At 73.3% G+C, this 14,843-nt stretch carries 11 protein-coding genes and 1 rRNA gene; 1 reads left to right on the top strand and 11 read right to left on the bottom strand.

What is annotated here, in order from left to right:
- Positions 1-94 precede the first annotated feature (94 nt).
- On the bottom strand, positions 95-808 hold the full coding sequence (locus ACIP93_RS23405; protein ID WP_401761432.1) for a DUF6777 domain-containing protein: 714 nt from the start codon (positions 806-808) through the stop codon (positions 95-97).
- Positions 809-1,002: 194 nt separating this feature from the next.
- Here ACIP93_RS23405 and ACIP93_RS23400 point away from each other — a divergent pair, with 194 nt between their 5' ends.
- Positions 1,003-2,490 (top strand): amidase, encoded by a 1,488-nt coding sequence (locus tag ACIP93_RS23400; RefSeq protein ID WP_401761431.1) that lies wholly within the window; start codon positions 1,003-1,005, stop codon positions 2,488-2,490.
- 112 nt (positions 2,491-2,602) lie between these two features.
- Here ACIP93_RS23400 and ACIP93_RS23395 read toward each other — a convergent pair whose 3' ends face one another.
- The 10 genes from ACIP93_RS23395 to rrf all read right to left on the bottom strand — a co-directional run.
- A complete protein-coding gene (locus ACIP93_RS23395) occupies positions 2,603-4,630 on the bottom strand; it encodes a S9 family peptidase (RefSeq protein WP_401761430.1) in 2,028 nt (675 codons plus the stop codon).
- 381 nt (positions 4,631-5,011) lie between these two features.
- On the bottom strand, positions 5,012-5,212 hold the full coding sequence (locus ACIP93_RS23390; protein WP_401761429.1) for a hypothetical protein: 201 nt from the start codon (positions 5,210-5,212) through the stop codon (positions 5,012-5,014).
- Between the two features lie 404 nt (positions 5,213-5,616).
- The gene (locus ACIP93_RS23385; RefSeq protein WP_401761428.1) at positions 5,617-7,122 is read right to left on the bottom strand and encodes an SDR family NAD(P)-dependent oxidoreductase; all 1,506 of its coding nucleotides are present in this window, start codon (positions 7,120-7,122) and stop codon (positions 5,617-5,619) included.
- 119 nt (positions 7,123-7,241) lie between these two features.
- Positions 7,242-8,459: a glucose-1-phosphate adenylyltransferase gene (gene glgC, locus ACIP93_RS23380; protein ID WP_401761427.1), complete on the bottom strand. Its 1,218-nt coding sequence runs from the start codon at positions 8,457-8,459 to the stop codon at positions 7,242-7,244.
- 29 nt (positions 8,460-8,488) lie between these two features.
- Complete coding sequence (gene glgA / locus ACIP93_RS23375; RefSeq protein WP_401761425.1) at positions 8,489-9,667, bottom strand: glycogen synthase; 1,179 nt, start codon at positions 9,665-9,667, stop codon at positions 8,489-8,491.
- Between the two features lie 10 nt (positions 9,668-9,677).
- The gene (locus tag ACIP93_RS23370; RefSeq protein WP_401761424.1) at positions 9,678-10,397 is read right to left on the bottom strand and encodes a (2Fe-2S)-binding protein; all 720 of its coding nucleotides are present in this window, start codon (positions 10,395-10,397) and stop codon (positions 9,678-9,680) included.
- 317 nt (positions 10,398-10,714) lie between these two features.
- Complete coding sequence (locus ACIP93_RS23365; protein ID WP_401761422.1) at positions 10,715-12,193, bottom strand: transglycosylase family protein; 1,479 nt, start codon at positions 12,191-12,193, stop codon at positions 10,715-10,717.
- Positions 12,194-12,307: 114 nt separating this feature from the next.
- Entirely contained in the window at positions 12,308-13,519 is a 1,212-nt protein-coding gene (locus ACIP93_RS23360; protein ID WP_401761420.1) for a Cmx/CmrA family chloramphenicol efflux MFS transporter, read from the bottom strand.
- Positions 13,520-14,185: 666 nt separating this feature from the next.
- The gene (gene panD, locus ACIP93_RS23355) at positions 14,186-14,611 is read right to left on the bottom strand and encodes an aspartate 1-decarboxylase (protein WP_401761418.1); all 426 of its coding nucleotides are present in this window, start codon (positions 14,609-14,611) and stop codon (positions 14,186-14,188) included.
- 139 nt (positions 14,612-14,750) lie between these two features.
- Positions 14,751-14,843 (bottom strand): 5S ribosomal RNA (gene rrf / locus ACIP93_RS23350); the annotation flags it as partial.

Below are 14,843 nucleotides of genomic sequence, written 5' to 3'. Positions count from 1 at the left end.
GTCGGAACGCGGTTCGTCCCCCGTCGGCGCGGGGCCGGACGGCCCGCCCGGGCCGCGCTCCGCGGGCGGGTCGGTCCGCCGGTCGGGCGAGCGGTCAGCCACCGTCCGGTCCGGACTCGGTCCCGGTGTCCCGCTCCGGGGCGGTGCCGGGGGCCGACGGCGGCCGGAGCGCCGGGTGGTCGCCGGGCACGGGGCAGCCGGAGGGCACGGACGCGCGCGGGGTGCGGGCGGGGCGGGGGGCGGGGGGCGGCGCGACGGGCGGGCCGCTGTCGCCGGTGGTTTCCGAGCGAGGGTTCGCGGGGGTGCCGGACGTGCGGAAGCCGGGTGCCGCCGGGGTGTCGGCGCGCGGCACGACCGGGGCCGGACCCCGCGGGAAGCGGGGGACGGCGTCGGCGCCGACGCGACCGGCCCCGGCGAACGCCCGCGCCTTCGCCGGATCGGCGCCGGGCCCGGTCAGGCGGTGGATCCGCTGCTCGGCGTCGCAGGTGGAGACCGGCCGGGCGCCGCCGTGGAGCCCGGGCGTCCTGCCGGAAACCCGCCGGACGCCGCGCGCGGACGGGGAGGCGCTCTCCGTGTGCGTGGGGGCGGGATCGTCCGTGGTGGGCAGCGGTGCGGTCGCCTTCGCGGTCGACCGCGTGAACGGATCGGGTCCGGGTGCGGCAACCGGCTGAAGCAGTACGCCGTGGCCGTCGGCTTCCGTGGCGTCACCGGGGCCGGAGTCGCCGCTTCCGCACCGGGCCGCCGGCAGTGCCGGGGGCACGGCCGACACCGCTGTCACCACGGTGCGGCGACGCCTGGATGAGTGCACGCGGCTCTCCCGTCCTCTTCCTCGCCCAGCCCGTTCGTCCGTTCGCACCCCTGCGCGGAACGTACGATTACTCACTTATCTCCCTCTATGTCTGCCGCACTTCCGGGCCCCTCGCAAGTGGACGGAGCCCGCCCCGCCGCCCGCGCACCTGTCGGCTCTCGACGCCCGCGCCCCCGCCGGGCACAGTGGCCCGCATGACTGACGCCTCCGCTTCCGCCGCCGTCCTTCCGCCCCTGGGCACCGCATCCGAGATCGCCGCCGCCGTCCGCGGGAAGCGGCTCGCTCCGCGCGAGGCGGTCGCCGCGTCGCTCGCCCGCATCGAGGCCCTGGACGCCCGGGTGGGCGCGTTCCGCTTCGTGCGCACCGCACGGGCGCTCGCCGAGGCGGACGCCCTCCTCGACCGCCCCGACCTGGACCGGCTGCCGTTGGCCGGGGTGCCGGTCGCGATCAAGGACAACCTCCCGGTACGGGGCGAGTCGACCCGTACCGGATCCGCGGCCACCTCACCCGTGCCCGCCGGGGAGGACCACGAGACGGTGGCCCGGCTGCGCGCGGCGGGCGCGGTCGTCGTCGGCCTCACCCACGTCCCGGAGCTGTGCGTGTTCGGCACCACGGACGGCGTGCACGGCATCTCGCGCAACCCCTGGGACCTCACCCGCACGGCGGGCGGCTCGTCCGGCGGCAGCGCGGCGGCCGTCGCGGCCGGAATGGTGCCGATCGCGCTCGGCAACGACGGCATGGGCTCGCTGCGCATACCCGCCGCGAACTGCGGGGTGATCGGCCTCAAGCCGGGTCTCGGGCGGGTGCCCGCCGGGATCGGCGACGGCGACTGGTACGGCATGTCCGAGAACGGCCCGCTCGCCACGACCGCCGAGGACGCCCGCCTGATGTTCGCGGTACTCGCGGGCGACAGGGCAACCGGGTCCATCGGCACAGGGGCCACCGGACGCACCGGCACAGCGGTCACCGGGCGGACGCGCGCAGAAGGCATCGGGCTCACCGGCACCGCGGCCACCGGAGCCACCGACCTCCCCGACACCACCTCCCTGCGCCTGGCCGCCTCCACCCGCAGCCCCCTGGCCGGCACCCCCGTCACCCGCCCGTACGCCGACGCGGTCCGCGCCGCCGTCCGTCTGCTGGTCGACGCGGGGCACACCGTCCGCCACGACGACCCGCCCTACCCGCTCTCCCTCTCCATCACCGCCCTGGCCCGCTGGACCGGCGGCACCGCCAAGGACGCCGCGGGCCTGGACCCGCGCCTGCTGGCGCCCCGCACCCGCCGCCACGCCGCCGCCGGACGCCTCTTCGCCCGTACGCCGCTGCTGCGCACCGACCACCGGGAGCGCCTGCGCGAACGGCTCACCCCGTTCTTCACGGAGTACGACGTCCTGCTGATGCCCGCGCTGGCCCGCCGCGCTCCCGAGGCCGCCCCCTGGCACGAGCGCGGCTGGCTGCGCAACGTCCTGGTCAACACGGCGTACGCACCCACCACCCCGCCCTGGAACCTGGCCGGCTGGCCCGCGCTCACCCTCCCGCTGGGCACCCTGCCCGGCACGGCCGCGCCCTGCGCCGTGCAGTTGGTGACGCGGCCCGGCGGAGAGGAACGGCTCCTCGCGCTGGCGGCGCGCATCGAGTCGCTCAAGCCGTGGGCGCGGACTGCCGCACACCACCTGGCCGGCTGACGCCGCTTCGCGCGGTTCCACCGGCCCGACCACCACGGCCCCCCGGAGCGACCCGGGCGCGCGGGAGCCGTGGTGGTCGGGCGGGACGCAAACGCCCCGGTTCACCCCTGCGCTACAGCAGCGCGGGGCGCACCCACTCCTCGCCCTTCACCTTCTCGTCGAAGAAGTTCAGCACCGTCTCGTACCAGACCACCGCGTGGTTCGGCTTGAGCACCCAGTGGTTCTCGTCCGGGAAGTACAGGAACTTCGCCGGCACCTCGAACCGCTGGAGGTCCTGGAACAGGGCCATCCCCTGCCCCACCGGCACCCGGTAGTCCCGTGCCCCGTGGATCACCAGCATCGGCGTGGTGATCCGCTCCGCCCCCAGCACCGGCGAGTTCGCCTCGTGCCGCTGCGGCTGGGTCTCCGAGTGGCCGAAGATCCGGCGGAAGAACCACGACGCGTCGGAGTCGCTCTGGAAGGCCGCCGTGTCCCAGATCCCGGCGTGCGACATGATCCCCCGGAAGCGGCCCGTGTTGGTCGCCACCCGGTTCGCCATGTACCCGCCGTACGAGCCGCCCGCGAGCCCGGTGCGCGTCTCGTCGATGTCCTCGCGCGCCTCCGTGGCGTCGGTGAGCGCCATCAGGTCGCGGTAGGGCTGCCCGCCCCACTGGCCCCAGCCACGCTCGTGCATCTTCTGTCCGTAGCCGGTCGACAGCGCCGGGTCCGGCAGCAGCACCGCATAGCCGCGGGCCACGAACACCCACGGGTTCCAGCGCCACGTCCACGCGTTCCACGACCCCTGCGGCCCGCCGTGCACGAACACCAACAGGGGCGCGGGCGTGTCCGCAGACGCGCCTTCCGGCACCGCGAGCCAGGCCCGCAGCGGGAAGCCGTCGTCGCCCGTGGTCTCGACCTCGGTGAGCGTGCCCGGCAGTTCGGGCAGCGAGCCGGGGGCCTTCAGCGCGACCGGGCTCTGGTCCTCGCCGACCGCCGCGAGCCGTACTGGGACCGGCGCCTCGTCGAGGTTCGTCCGCAGCGCGTACAGGGTCGCCCCGTCCGGGGACACCTGGAGCGAGCCGTACGCCCCGGAGGCCGTCAGCCGGGTGACCGTGCCGTCCGCGTCGCGCCGGAAGACCGGGAGGCGGCCCAGCTCGTCGGCGGTGAACCACAGCGTGCCGTCGCCCTCGACCGGCGAGACGCGGACGCCGCCCGGCCAGTTGTCGAAGCCGGGCAGCAGGTCGGTCTCCTCGCCGGTCGCCAGGTCCACCCGTACGAGAGTGACGTCGTACGGCGTCTCGTACGTCTCCTGGAGTTCCCGCTCCAGCACCACGGCCGTGCCGTCGTTCGTGAAGACGGCGCCGCCGTACTGGAAGCCGGGCCGGTCCACGACACGCAGTTCCTCGCCGGTCGCGGCGTCCGCGACGACGACGCACGACCGGTTCTCGCTCGGGACGCGGCCGTTCACGAACCTGCCGTACGCGACCCGGCTGCCGTCCGGCGACAGCGCGACGCCGCCCTCGTCCACGGCGCCCTGCCCGCCCGCGTCGACGGGTGCCGCGTCCTCGGCGAGAGGGCGCACGAAGGCGTGGAGTTCGCCGGGGCCCAGGTCGTGGTCCCAGAACCGGGTGGGTCCGCCCTCGTAGAGGATCGCGGTGACCTTGGCGTCCTCGCGGTCCTTGGTCAGCTTGGCGTGCGCCTCGGCGTCGGCCGCGCCGGGCAGCAGACTGCCGGAGTAGACGAGTGCGTCGGCGCGGGCCGCGAGGGCGAAGCCGGCGATGCCGCCCGGGTGGCGGGCGATCCTGCGGGCCTCGCCGCGCTCGGGCAGCGCCCACAGCGTCGCGCCGTCCTCGCCGTCCGCCTTCTCGGCGGTCGCGTCGGTGTCCTCCCGGCCGGACAGGAAGTGCAGGGTGCCGTCGGCGGCGAACGCCGGGGCCGACTCGCCCTTGACGGACCGGGTCAGGCGCAGCGGTTCCCGCACGCCCTGCGGGTCGACGTCCCAGAGCCCGGAGACGTACCCGGTGCCCTCCGCGTTGCGGAACTGCACGGCGGCCACGAGCCGGGTGCCGTCCGGCGAGAGGGCGAGGGCCCCCACGCGTGGGGTGGAGAAGAAGGCGGACACATCGTGAAAGGCGGTTTTGCCGCTGGATGTCGCAGACATGACCGTCATCCTCGTGCCCACCTCGGTGCCCGCACCAGGGAATTCGCTCTGGGCTCAGCGAAGGGCGCCCGGGTGACCGGGACGATCGCCGCGGTGCGGCCGTCCGCCCCGCTGCGGGTCGCGTACGTGCGGGCAGCGCCCGGCGCGGTACCGCGCAGCGAGTCACGGAGCGCGGTCGTGCGGTTTGGCCGGTTCTGGTCGCCGGGGGGCGGGAGTGCTGGAGCCGGCCACCGGCACGTAGCGGGCCACGCCCGAGGACTGGGCGTTCTTCCCGCTGGTGATGTCGCAGGCCACGGGCCGGGCCCCCTGCCCTGTGGCGGGGGGCCCGGCCCATCCGGTGCCAGGGGGGCCGTGGGGACGCGGCCCGTCGTGCCGGGCCGGTCAGTCGACGCCGGGCAGGATGTGCGGCTCCGCGAGGTCGTCCTCGTACCCGGCGAGCCGGATCGGTGCCGACCTGGCCCACACTTCCAGGTTGCCGAGCTTCTCCGGCTTGGCCGCCCGGCCGCCCGCTCCGGCCCTGGGGGTCCGGTTCGTCGACCGTTCGGACCTTCGCTGGTCCTGGTGAGTCGTCTTTGGTGTCACCGCGCACTCCTTTGTGTCGCGCAACCCGTCGGACGTGTCCGCGCGGTCCTCATGCCGAAACCGCCGAACTCGCCCAAAGGGGCAAGAGGGAAAGGGCTCTTCCGTCGCGGTGGCGCCGGTCTCACTCGTGCGGGAGACGCCGTGGTGGTGGGCGTTTCCCGGATACGGGCCGAGGGTGTCGCTCCGTCCGTGACGAACAGAGTACCCATATGAGCGCCCCCGCGCTCGATGGATTCCGTCGACTTTCGGCCCACGCCTCCGACGGAGGGCTCACTGTCCGCCGTCACCCCGGTGGACGGATGCCCCTCCGGTCCGTCCCGGCACAGGGGCGACCGCACGCACAAGGCCCCCTTCCGTCGTCCTGGTCCTCGGACGGCGGAAGGGGGCCCTGGCCTGCCGGTGGGTTACCAGCCCGCCGGCGCGTAGTCCTTGAGGAAGACGCCGTAGAGGTCCTCGCCCGCCTCGCCGCGCACGACCGGGTCGTACACGCGGGCGGCGCCGTCGACCAGGTCGAGGGGGGCGTGGAAGCCCTCCTCGGCCAGCCGCAGCTTGTCAAAGTGCGGGCGCTCGTCGGTGATCCAGCCGGTGTCGACGGAGGTCATCAGGATGCCGTCGGTCTGGAACATCTCCTGCGCGCTGGTGCGGGTCACCATGTTCATGGCGGCCTTGGCGGCGTTCGTGTTGGGGTGGCCCGCGCCCTTGTAGCCGCGGCCGAAGACGCCCTCCATGGCGGAGACGTTGACGATGTGGGCGCGGCCGCTCTGCGCCTTCTTCGCGGCCTCGGCCATCGCCGGCCGGAGCCGGCTGATCAGGATGAACGGCGAGGTGTAGTTGCACAGCTGGGTTTCGAGCAGCTCCACCGGAGAGATCTGCTCGATGGTCTGCACCCAGGTGTTGGTGTCGACGACGTCCGGGACGAGACCGCCCGCGTCGATGGCGCTGCCGTCGCGGTGCCGCTCGATGCTGGCGTTGCCCGCGACCAGGGCCAGCTCGGCGACCTGCTGGGCGTCCAGGCCGCTCACGCCGAGCGGCAGGGCGGCCAGGCCGTCGACGGCGCCGGAGTTGAACGCGCCGATCACCTGGTGGGCGGGCAGCTCGCCCGGGGGCAGCGGCGCGTTCTCGCCGTCGACCAGGGCGGCGTACGCCGAAGGGAGGCGGCGGACGGTCTGCGTGGCGTTGTTGATCAGGATGTCGAGGGGACCGGCCTCGGTGACCCGTCCGGCCAGCTCGACCGCCTGGGCGGGGTCGCGCAGGTCGATGCCGACGACCTCCAGGCGGTGCATCCAGTCCGCGGAGTCCTCCATCGCCTTGAAGCGGCGGATGGCGTCCTTGGGGAAGCGGGTGGTGATGGTGGTGTGCGCGCCGTCGCGCAGCAGCCGCAGCGCGATGTACATGCCGATCTTGGCGCGGCCGCCGGTGAGCAGGGCGCGCTTGCCGGTGAGGTCGGCGCGGGCGTCGCGCTTGGCCCGGTTCAGGGCGGCGCACGGCTGGCAGAGCTGGTGGTAGAAGTAGTCGACCTCGACGTAGCGGGTCTTGCAGACGTAGCAGGAGCGCGGCCGCTGGAGTACGCCAGCGATCCGGCCCTCCTCGGTGGCCGACTTCGGCAGCAGCCCCTCGGTCTCGTCGTCGATGCGCTCGGCGGAGCCGGTGGCGGTCGCCTCGGTGACGGCCTTGTCGTTGGCGGTCTTGGCGGCCCGGCGCTCCTGGCGGCGGCGCTGCTTGACCGTGCGGTAGACGCCCGCGGTGGCGCGGCGGATCGTGATGGCGTCCGGGTGGTCCACGTCGAGCTCGTCGAGCTCCGCGAGGACGCTCAGGACCAGGGCCATGCGCTCCGGGTCGATGCCGGGGCCGTACTCGACCGGCTCACCGGACTCACCGGGCTGACCGGGCTTGTCCTCTGTCACCGTCATCGCCGCTGCCGTCTCTCGTTCCTGCCGCACATGTCGCACGTGCGGTGAGTGCTCAAAAGGAGAATCGTACGGAGGCGGAGGCGAGTGCGACAAACCACGAGGTGCGCGGTCACGCAGTGTCACAGGACCTGTTGGCCCTTGCCCAGGGCGATCACCCCGTTCCGGGACACGGTGTACAACTCGGCGTCACGCTCCGGATTGACGCCGATCGTCGCTCCCGGCGGGACGTCGACGTTCTTGTCGAGGATGGCGTTCCTGACCACCGCTCCGCGTCCGATGCGTACGTTGTCGTGCAGGACGGAGCCCTGGACGACCGCGCCCGGCTCGACGACGACGCCCGGCGAGAGCACCGATCCGGTGACCTGCCCGCTGATCACGCAGCCGGGGCCGACGATGGACTCGCTGGCGATGCCCGCCGAGCGGAAGCGGGCGGGCGGCAGCTGCCCGAAGTGGGTGTAGATGGGCCAGCGCTTGTTGTAGAGGTTGAACTCGGGCTCTTCGGCGACGAGGTCCATGTGGGCGTCGTAGTACGTGTCGAGGGTGCCGACGTCGCGCCAGTAGCCGTGGTCGCGGGCGGTCTCGCCGGGGACGTGGTTGTCGGTGAAGTCGTAGACCTGGGCGGTGCCGCGCTCGGTGAGCTGGGGCAGGATGCTGCCGCCCATGTCGTGCACCGAGTCCTCGTCCTCCGCGTCCCGCAGCAGGGCGTCCACCAGGACCTTCGTGGTGAAGATGTAGTTGCCCATGGAGGCGAAGACGTGGCGCGGGTCGCCGGGCAGGCCGGGCGGGTCGGTGGGCTTCTCCAGGAACTGCTCGATGCGGGCCCCGTCGGAGGCCGGGGTGATGATCCCGAACGCCGAGGCGTCCTTGCGCGGCACCCGTATCCCGGCGACGGTCACGCCCGCGCCGCTCTCGACGTGCTGCTCGAGCATCTGACGGGGGTCCATGCGGTAGACGTGGTCGGCGCCGAAGACGGCGATGAAGTCCGGCTGCTCGTCGTGCACCAGGTTGAGCGACTGGAGGATCGCGTCGGCGCTCCCCAAGTACCAACGCGGGCCCAGGCGTTGCTGGGCCGGGACGGGGGTGACGTAGTTGCCGAGCAGGCTGGACATCCGCCAGGTGGTGGTGATGTGCCGGTCCAGCGAGTGCGACTTGTACTGCGTGAGGACGCAGTTGCGCGTGATGTCGCCGTTGACGAGGTTGGACAGGACGAAGTCGACGAGGCGGTACGTCCCTCCGAAGACCACCGCCGGTTTGGCCCGGTCGGTGGTGAGCGGCATCAGCCGCTTGCCCTCCCCGCCCGCCAGCACGATCCCGAGCACCGAAGGTCCACCGCGCATCGCCGCCCCCAAGGGTCAACCAGCAAAGGTCACTTGACCAACTCCGCGTACATCTCGGCGGTCTGCCGGGCCACGGCGTCCCAACCGAACTCACTCACTGCGCGTACCCTCCCTGCGGCTCCCATGCGCGCGGCGGCCTCCGGGTCGTCGAGCACCCGGTTCAGGGCCTCGGTGAGGGCGTTCTCGAACTCCTCGGGGTGCCGGGCCGCGCGCTTCTTCTCGTACGGTACGAGCAGTCCCGTGCGCCCGTCGTCGACGACCTCCGGGATGCCGCCGACCGCGGAGGCCACGACGGCCGTGCCGCAGGCCATGGCCTCCAGGTTGACGATGCCGAGCGGTTCGTACACCGAGGGGCAGACGAACACGGCGGCGTGGGTGAGGAGCTGGACGACGTCGGGGCGCGGCAGCATCTCCGGGATCCAGAACACCCCGTCGCGCACCCGCTCCAGTTCCCCGACGAGTTCGCGGAACTCGGCGCCGATCTCGGGGGTGTCCGGGGCTCCGGCACACAGGACGAGCTGGGCTTCGGGGTCCAGGGCGCGGGCGGCGCGCAGCAGGTGCGGGACGCCCTTCTGGCGGGTGATGCGGCCGACGAACAGGACGTAGGGCCGTGCGGGGTCGATGCCGACGCGCGTCAGCACGTCCGTGTCCTGGACGGGTCGGTAGAGGTCGGTGTCGATGCCGTTGTGCACGACGCGGACCTTGGCCGGATCGAGGTCGGGGTAGCAGGCGAGGACGTCCTCGCGCATGCCCCGGGACACCGCCACGACCGCGTCCGCCGCCTCGACTGCGGTCCGCTCGGCCCAACTGGAGAGCGCGTAGCCGCCGCCGAGCTGCTCGGCCTTCCAGGGGCGCAGCGGCTCCAGGGAGTGACAGGTCATCACGTGCGGTATGCCGTACAGGAGTTTGGCGAAGTGTCCGGCGAGGTTCGCGTACCAGGTGTGCGAGTGGACGAGGTCGCGGCCTTCGAGGGCGGCGGTCATGGCGAGGTCGACGGAGAAGGTGCGCAGCGCGTCGTTCGCGTCCCGCAGCCCGGCCGCGGGCCGGTGGCGTCTCACCGCAGCGTCACCGCCCTCCGCGGTGTTCCCCCAGCAGTGCACCTGGAGGTCGACCAGGGATCGCAACTCCCTGGCCAGGAACTCCACATGGACGCCGGCGCCTCCGTAGACGTCCGGCGGATACTCGCGCGTGACCAGCCCCACCTTCACCCCATGATGGTCACTCAGATCCGGGCTGCGGGGAAGACCGCCGCGGGGCCCGGTCGAAAACACAGTCGCCGCAGAGCCCGCCGGCGGGGCAGCGGTAGTACAGGCAGCAACTGTTGCGGCGGAAGGCCCCGGCCCTGAGGGAGCCGGTGGAGTTCAGGTCGGGGTGGGCGAAGAGCTCGTGGGCGATCACGGCGGCCCGCCTGGCGACCTCCGGGCGCTCCTTCTCCCGTGCCCAGCGCCTGAGTTGGGTGACCGCGGCGGCGAGGGCCGACCCCGCGTTGCCCCACAGGAGCTGCGGCGAGATGTTGCCGTCACGGCGCAGGGCCTCCGCCAGCGGCAGCAGGTGGCCGTACTGGACGCCGTCGCGCAGGGTGTCGGCGGTGGCGGGCAGGGCCCGTACGTCCGTGAGCAGCAGGTCGTCGGGCGACTGCCCGTCGGCGTCCCAGTGCAGGCGGTCCGCCGAGAGGTCGGGCACCTCGTCGTAGAGGGCGGCCGATCCGAGGGCGACCGACCAGAGCCGGGCGACGATTCCGAGGTGGGCTATCGAGGCGGCGACCCGGCGTTCGGGGGCGTCGAGCCGGGCGGCGACCTTGTCGACGCGCCGTGCCAGGGGCGCCGCGTCTCCGGTGTCCCCCGCGTACACCCGGGAGAGCGGGACGTGACCGCTGCCGGGCTCCCCCGTGCGCAGCGCGAAGAACCCGTTCACCGAACCCAGCTCCGCGAAGTCCACCGGGTCCCCCTTCCATCCCGCCGGAACCGATTGCCCGGTCACCGTATCCGTGACCGGGTGCCGCTCCGGCGCTCGGGGGGCGTACGGCAGCGGCCGGGGCGCTGTTCGGTGCTGCTACGGGGCCTGGGACGCGCTCCTCGCCAGGGCAGCGGTGCTGCTCCCGGCGGCGGGCCCCCTGCTGCTCGCCTCGGACCGCGCGAGGGACGACGGCGCGGACGGAAGGGGAGGAGCTCCCCGTGGAGCTCCTCCCCGGCGCGCCCGGGCAATGGGCGAAACGTCCGGTGGCCGCGGGACCGGGCCCTGCGGCCGCCGGTCCGTCACACCCGGACGCCACCTGCTCTCAGGTACGCGACGGGGTCGACGTCCGATCCGAAGCCCGGACCGGTGCGCACCTCGAAGTGCAGGTGGGGCCCGGTGCTGTTGCCGGTCGACCCGGACCGCCCGATGCGCTGCCCGGCGTCGACCTTTTGGCCCTCGCGGACGGTGAGCGCGGACAGGTGCGCGTACTGGGTGTACTTGCCGTCCGGGTGCTTGAGCACCACCTGGTAGCCGTACGAACCCGCGTATCCGGCCGATACCACGCTGCCCGACCCGACGGCCTTGACGGTCGTGCCGGTGGGCACCGGGAAGTCGACACCGGTGTGGTACCCCTTCGACCAGGACCCGCCGGCCGCCCGGTAGGGAGTACTGGCCCCGGCGTCCACGGGCGCGCTGAGCCCGCCCTTGCGGGAGGAGGCGGCGCGGGAGGAGGCCTGGTCGGCCCGGGTGGGCTGGTTCTTCTTCTCGGCCTTGGCCTTTGCGGCTTTCTCCTTCTCGGCCTTCTCGGCCGCCTGCTTCTTCGCCTCGGCCTGCTTCCTGGCCTCGGCCAGCCGCTTCGTCTCGGCCTGCCGCTTCGCCTCGGCTGCCTGCCGCGCCTGGTCACCCCGGCCGTCGGCGCCGGTCGCCCGCTCGGGGGCGGGTCCGCGTGCCGTGTCACCCTGCGGCGTCGGGGCGGGGGCAGGCTTGGACGGAGCGCTGATGCGCACGAGGAGGCGCTGCCCGGGGCGGATGACGTCGGGGTCGCCGCCGATGACCTGACGGTTGGCCTGGTAGAGCCGCTGCCAGCCGCCGGTGACCTTCTCCGACTCAGCGATCTGGGACAGCGTGTCGCCCTGAGCCACCGTGTACGCACCGGCCGTCGGACCGCCGGGGACGGGACGCGTCGGCCCGGGGTCGGTCTTCGGCGGCGGGGTCCGGCCGGCCGGGGGTTGGGGCGCGGGACGCTCGGCAGCGGGGGGCTCGGTCTTCTTCTGCCCCTCGCCCCTGTCGGGCGTGCTGTCCTTGGCCTTGTCCTTCTGCGGGCCCTTGCCCTGCTGCGGGCTCTTGTCCTTGGCCGGGCTCTTGTCCTCCACATGGGAGACGCTGATGTCCGGTGCGGGACCGCCGCGTACGAGCCCCGCCTTGACCGAGCACACGGGCCAGGCGGTCGGCCCCTGGCCCTTCAGCACCCGTTCGGCGACGGCGATCTGCTCGCCCTTGCTCGCCAGGTCGGCGCGCGGCGCGTAGGCCTGGCCGCCGTAGGCGTTCCAGGTGGCCTGCCGGAACTGTAATCCGCCGTAGTAGCCGTTCCCGGTGTTGATCTTCCAGTTGTTGGTCGACTCGCACGCGGCGACCTTGTCCCACACGTCCACCGGAGCCGCCCCGGCGCTGCCGGAGGCCATGAGCGGCAGCGCCATGCCCACGCCCCCCGCCGCGGCAAGCGAGGCGCTGTTGATACGGCTGGGCTGATACCGCCGATGACGTCCGGTAGGGGCCATGTCCCTCGTCCTCCGCTCACACTGCCGACACATCGCAGTCGCAAAAGTAAGGGCTCCGTAGGGACCATGACAAGACCGGCAACTCTCGTACCTCTGTGTCCAGTTGAAACGGAATCAGTCCCTCCCCGCGCCTTTCCCACCGTTCCCGCCCACCTCGGCGACCGGTTCCGGTCCGGCCGTCGTCCGCCACACCCGGCGCCCCGCGCCCGCGCTGACCAGCGCGGCCGCCACCAGCGCCGCGCTCACCCACAGCGGCGCCCGGAACCCGAACCCTGCCGCGAGCGCGAGTCCTCCGGCCCACGGCCCGAACGCCGCGCCGACGTTGAACGCCGCGGTGGCGAAGGCGCCGGCGAGGGTCGGGGCGCCCTCGGCCGCGTACAGGACCTGGGAGATGAGGGTGGAGCCGACCGCGAACGACAGCGCTCCCTGGAGGAAGACGAGCACGAGGGCCGCCACCGGCTGCCCGGCGGCGAGCGCGAACAGCGCCCACCCGCCGGCGAGCACCGCTCCCCCGCCGACCAGCAACGGCACGGGCCGGACGTCGGCGACGCGCCCGCCCACCACGACCCCGGCGAACGACCCCGCCCCGAAGAGCGCGAGCACCACGGGCACCCGCCCCTCGCCGAGACCGCTGACGTGGGTGACCAGGGGCGCGAGGTAGGTGAAGGTGCAGAAGGTCGCCCCGTTCACGAGCGCGCCCAGCAGCAGCGTCAGCCGGAGCCGCGCGCCGCGCAGCGCCCCGGCCTCCCGCCGCACTCCGACCCGTACGGCAGTTGTGTCCCGGTCCGCGGGAACGGCGTACAGGATGCCGACGACAGCCGGTACGCACAGCAGCGCGACGGCCCAGAACGCGGCCCGCCAGCCGAGGAGTTGGCCCAGCCACGCCCCGGCGGGCACTCCTGCCACGCAGGCCAGGGTGACCCCGCCGAGCAGCACGGAGGTGGCCCGCCCCTTGGCGTGCGGCGCGACCATCGCGGCGGCGGCCGTCAGCGCGACGGCGAGGAACCCCGCGTTCGCGAGCGCCCCGAGGACCCGCAGGACCAGGAGCACCCCGAAGCTGGACGTGAGCGCGCCCGCCACGTGCACGGCGAGGAAGACCCCGAGGAACAGCAACAGCGCCGGCCGCCGCGCCCAGCGCATCGACAGGGCGGCGCACACCGGCGCCCCGACGACCATTCCGACGGCGAACGCCGAGGTGAGCGCCCCGGCGGCGGACAGGGACACACCCAGGTCCCGGGCGATGTCCGGGCCGAGCCCGGACAGCATGAATTCAGAGGTGCCCTGGGCGAAGACGGCGAGCCCGAGCAGATGAAGAGCGAACGGCACAGCAGAACCCCACAACGACGTCGTGTTTCGACACAGCCTTGGTCGACGCCGGTGGTCCGGAGGCATGGCGCAGGGGTCGCCGGAGAGCCCGCGCGCGGGAGAGCGGCGGTACGGACGGCACTGCTGCGCGACGAGGCCACCGGACGACCGGTGGCTAGAGTCTTGACGCCTCGGGACTGGACACGGACGTCAGGTTACGAAGACGGGCGTGCGGGGTCCAGCCGTTTTCCTCGGCGGAGCGCGGCAGGAAAGGCAGAGTCCGGGGGCCAGGGAAGGAAGGGCGCGGAATACGCCGGAAGGGGCCGGACGGGTTCGTCTCCCGTCCGGCCCCTTCCTCTCAGTCCGTGCTCAGCTCATCGGACCCGGCGACGGCTCGGGAGCCGGGTCGGGGCCGGGCCCCGGCGGTACGGGGTCGGGCAGTGGCCCCGGCGGGACCGGGTCCGGCGACGGCGTCGGCGGCACGGGCGAGGGCCCCGGCAGGGGGCCGGGCAGCGGCCCCGGGTCGGGTCCGGTCGGCCCCGGCGGAGGCGTCGGCGCGGGCGGTACGGGATCGGGGTGCGGCTGGGTCATGCCTGATCGACCTCCAGAGGATCGGAGTCTTTCTCGAAGTGCGGATCAACCCCACTCTCTCCCGATGCGGCTGCCCCCGCCTGCCCGGTCCACACGTCAGCCGACGACGGCAGCCTGCGGATTCCGCCTCTGGTCGGCAGCTCCGGGCACGGGTTCGGCGAGGTCGGCCCCGGTCTGGACGATCCGGTTGCCGGCGTCGACGTGCACGATGCGGGGGACGAAATTCCGCGCCTCGCGATCGTCGATCTGGGCGTAACTGATGAGGATCACGAGGTCACCGGGGTGCACGAGGTGGGCGGCCGCCCCATTGATGCCGATGACCCCCGACCCGCGCTCGCCCTCGATGACGTACGTCTCCAGCCTGGCCCCGTTGGTGATGTCCACGATGTGCACGAGCTCGCCCGGCAGGAGGTCGGCGGCTTCCATGAGGTCGGCGTCGACGGTGACGGACCCGACGTAGTGCAGGTCGGCCTGGGTCACGATGGCTCGGTGGATCTTGGACTTGAACATGGTTCGCAGCATCGGACAACTCCCAAAGTCTCTGCTCCCTGCCCGCTGAGCGCGGGTCAAGGGCGGTCGGCCGCAGCCTACAACGGGACGTGCCACAACGCAGAAAAGCCCCGTACCGGTTTTCCCGGTACGGGGCTTTTCCACAATGATTGTTCGGCGGCGTCCTACTCTCCCACAGGGTCCCCCCTGCAGTACCATCGGCGCTGAAAGGCTTAGCTTCCGGGTTCGGAATGTAACCGGGCGT

Origin of the sequence: Streptomyces sp. NPDC088745, from assembly GCF_044751045.1 — a bacterium.
Classification (GTDB): Bacteria; Actinomycetota; Actinomycetes; order Streptomycetales; family Streptomycetaceae; genus Streptomyces; species Streptomyces cremeus.
Note: the sequence above shows the minus strand (reverse complement) of the source record. Positions and strands in the feature narration are given on the sequence as shown.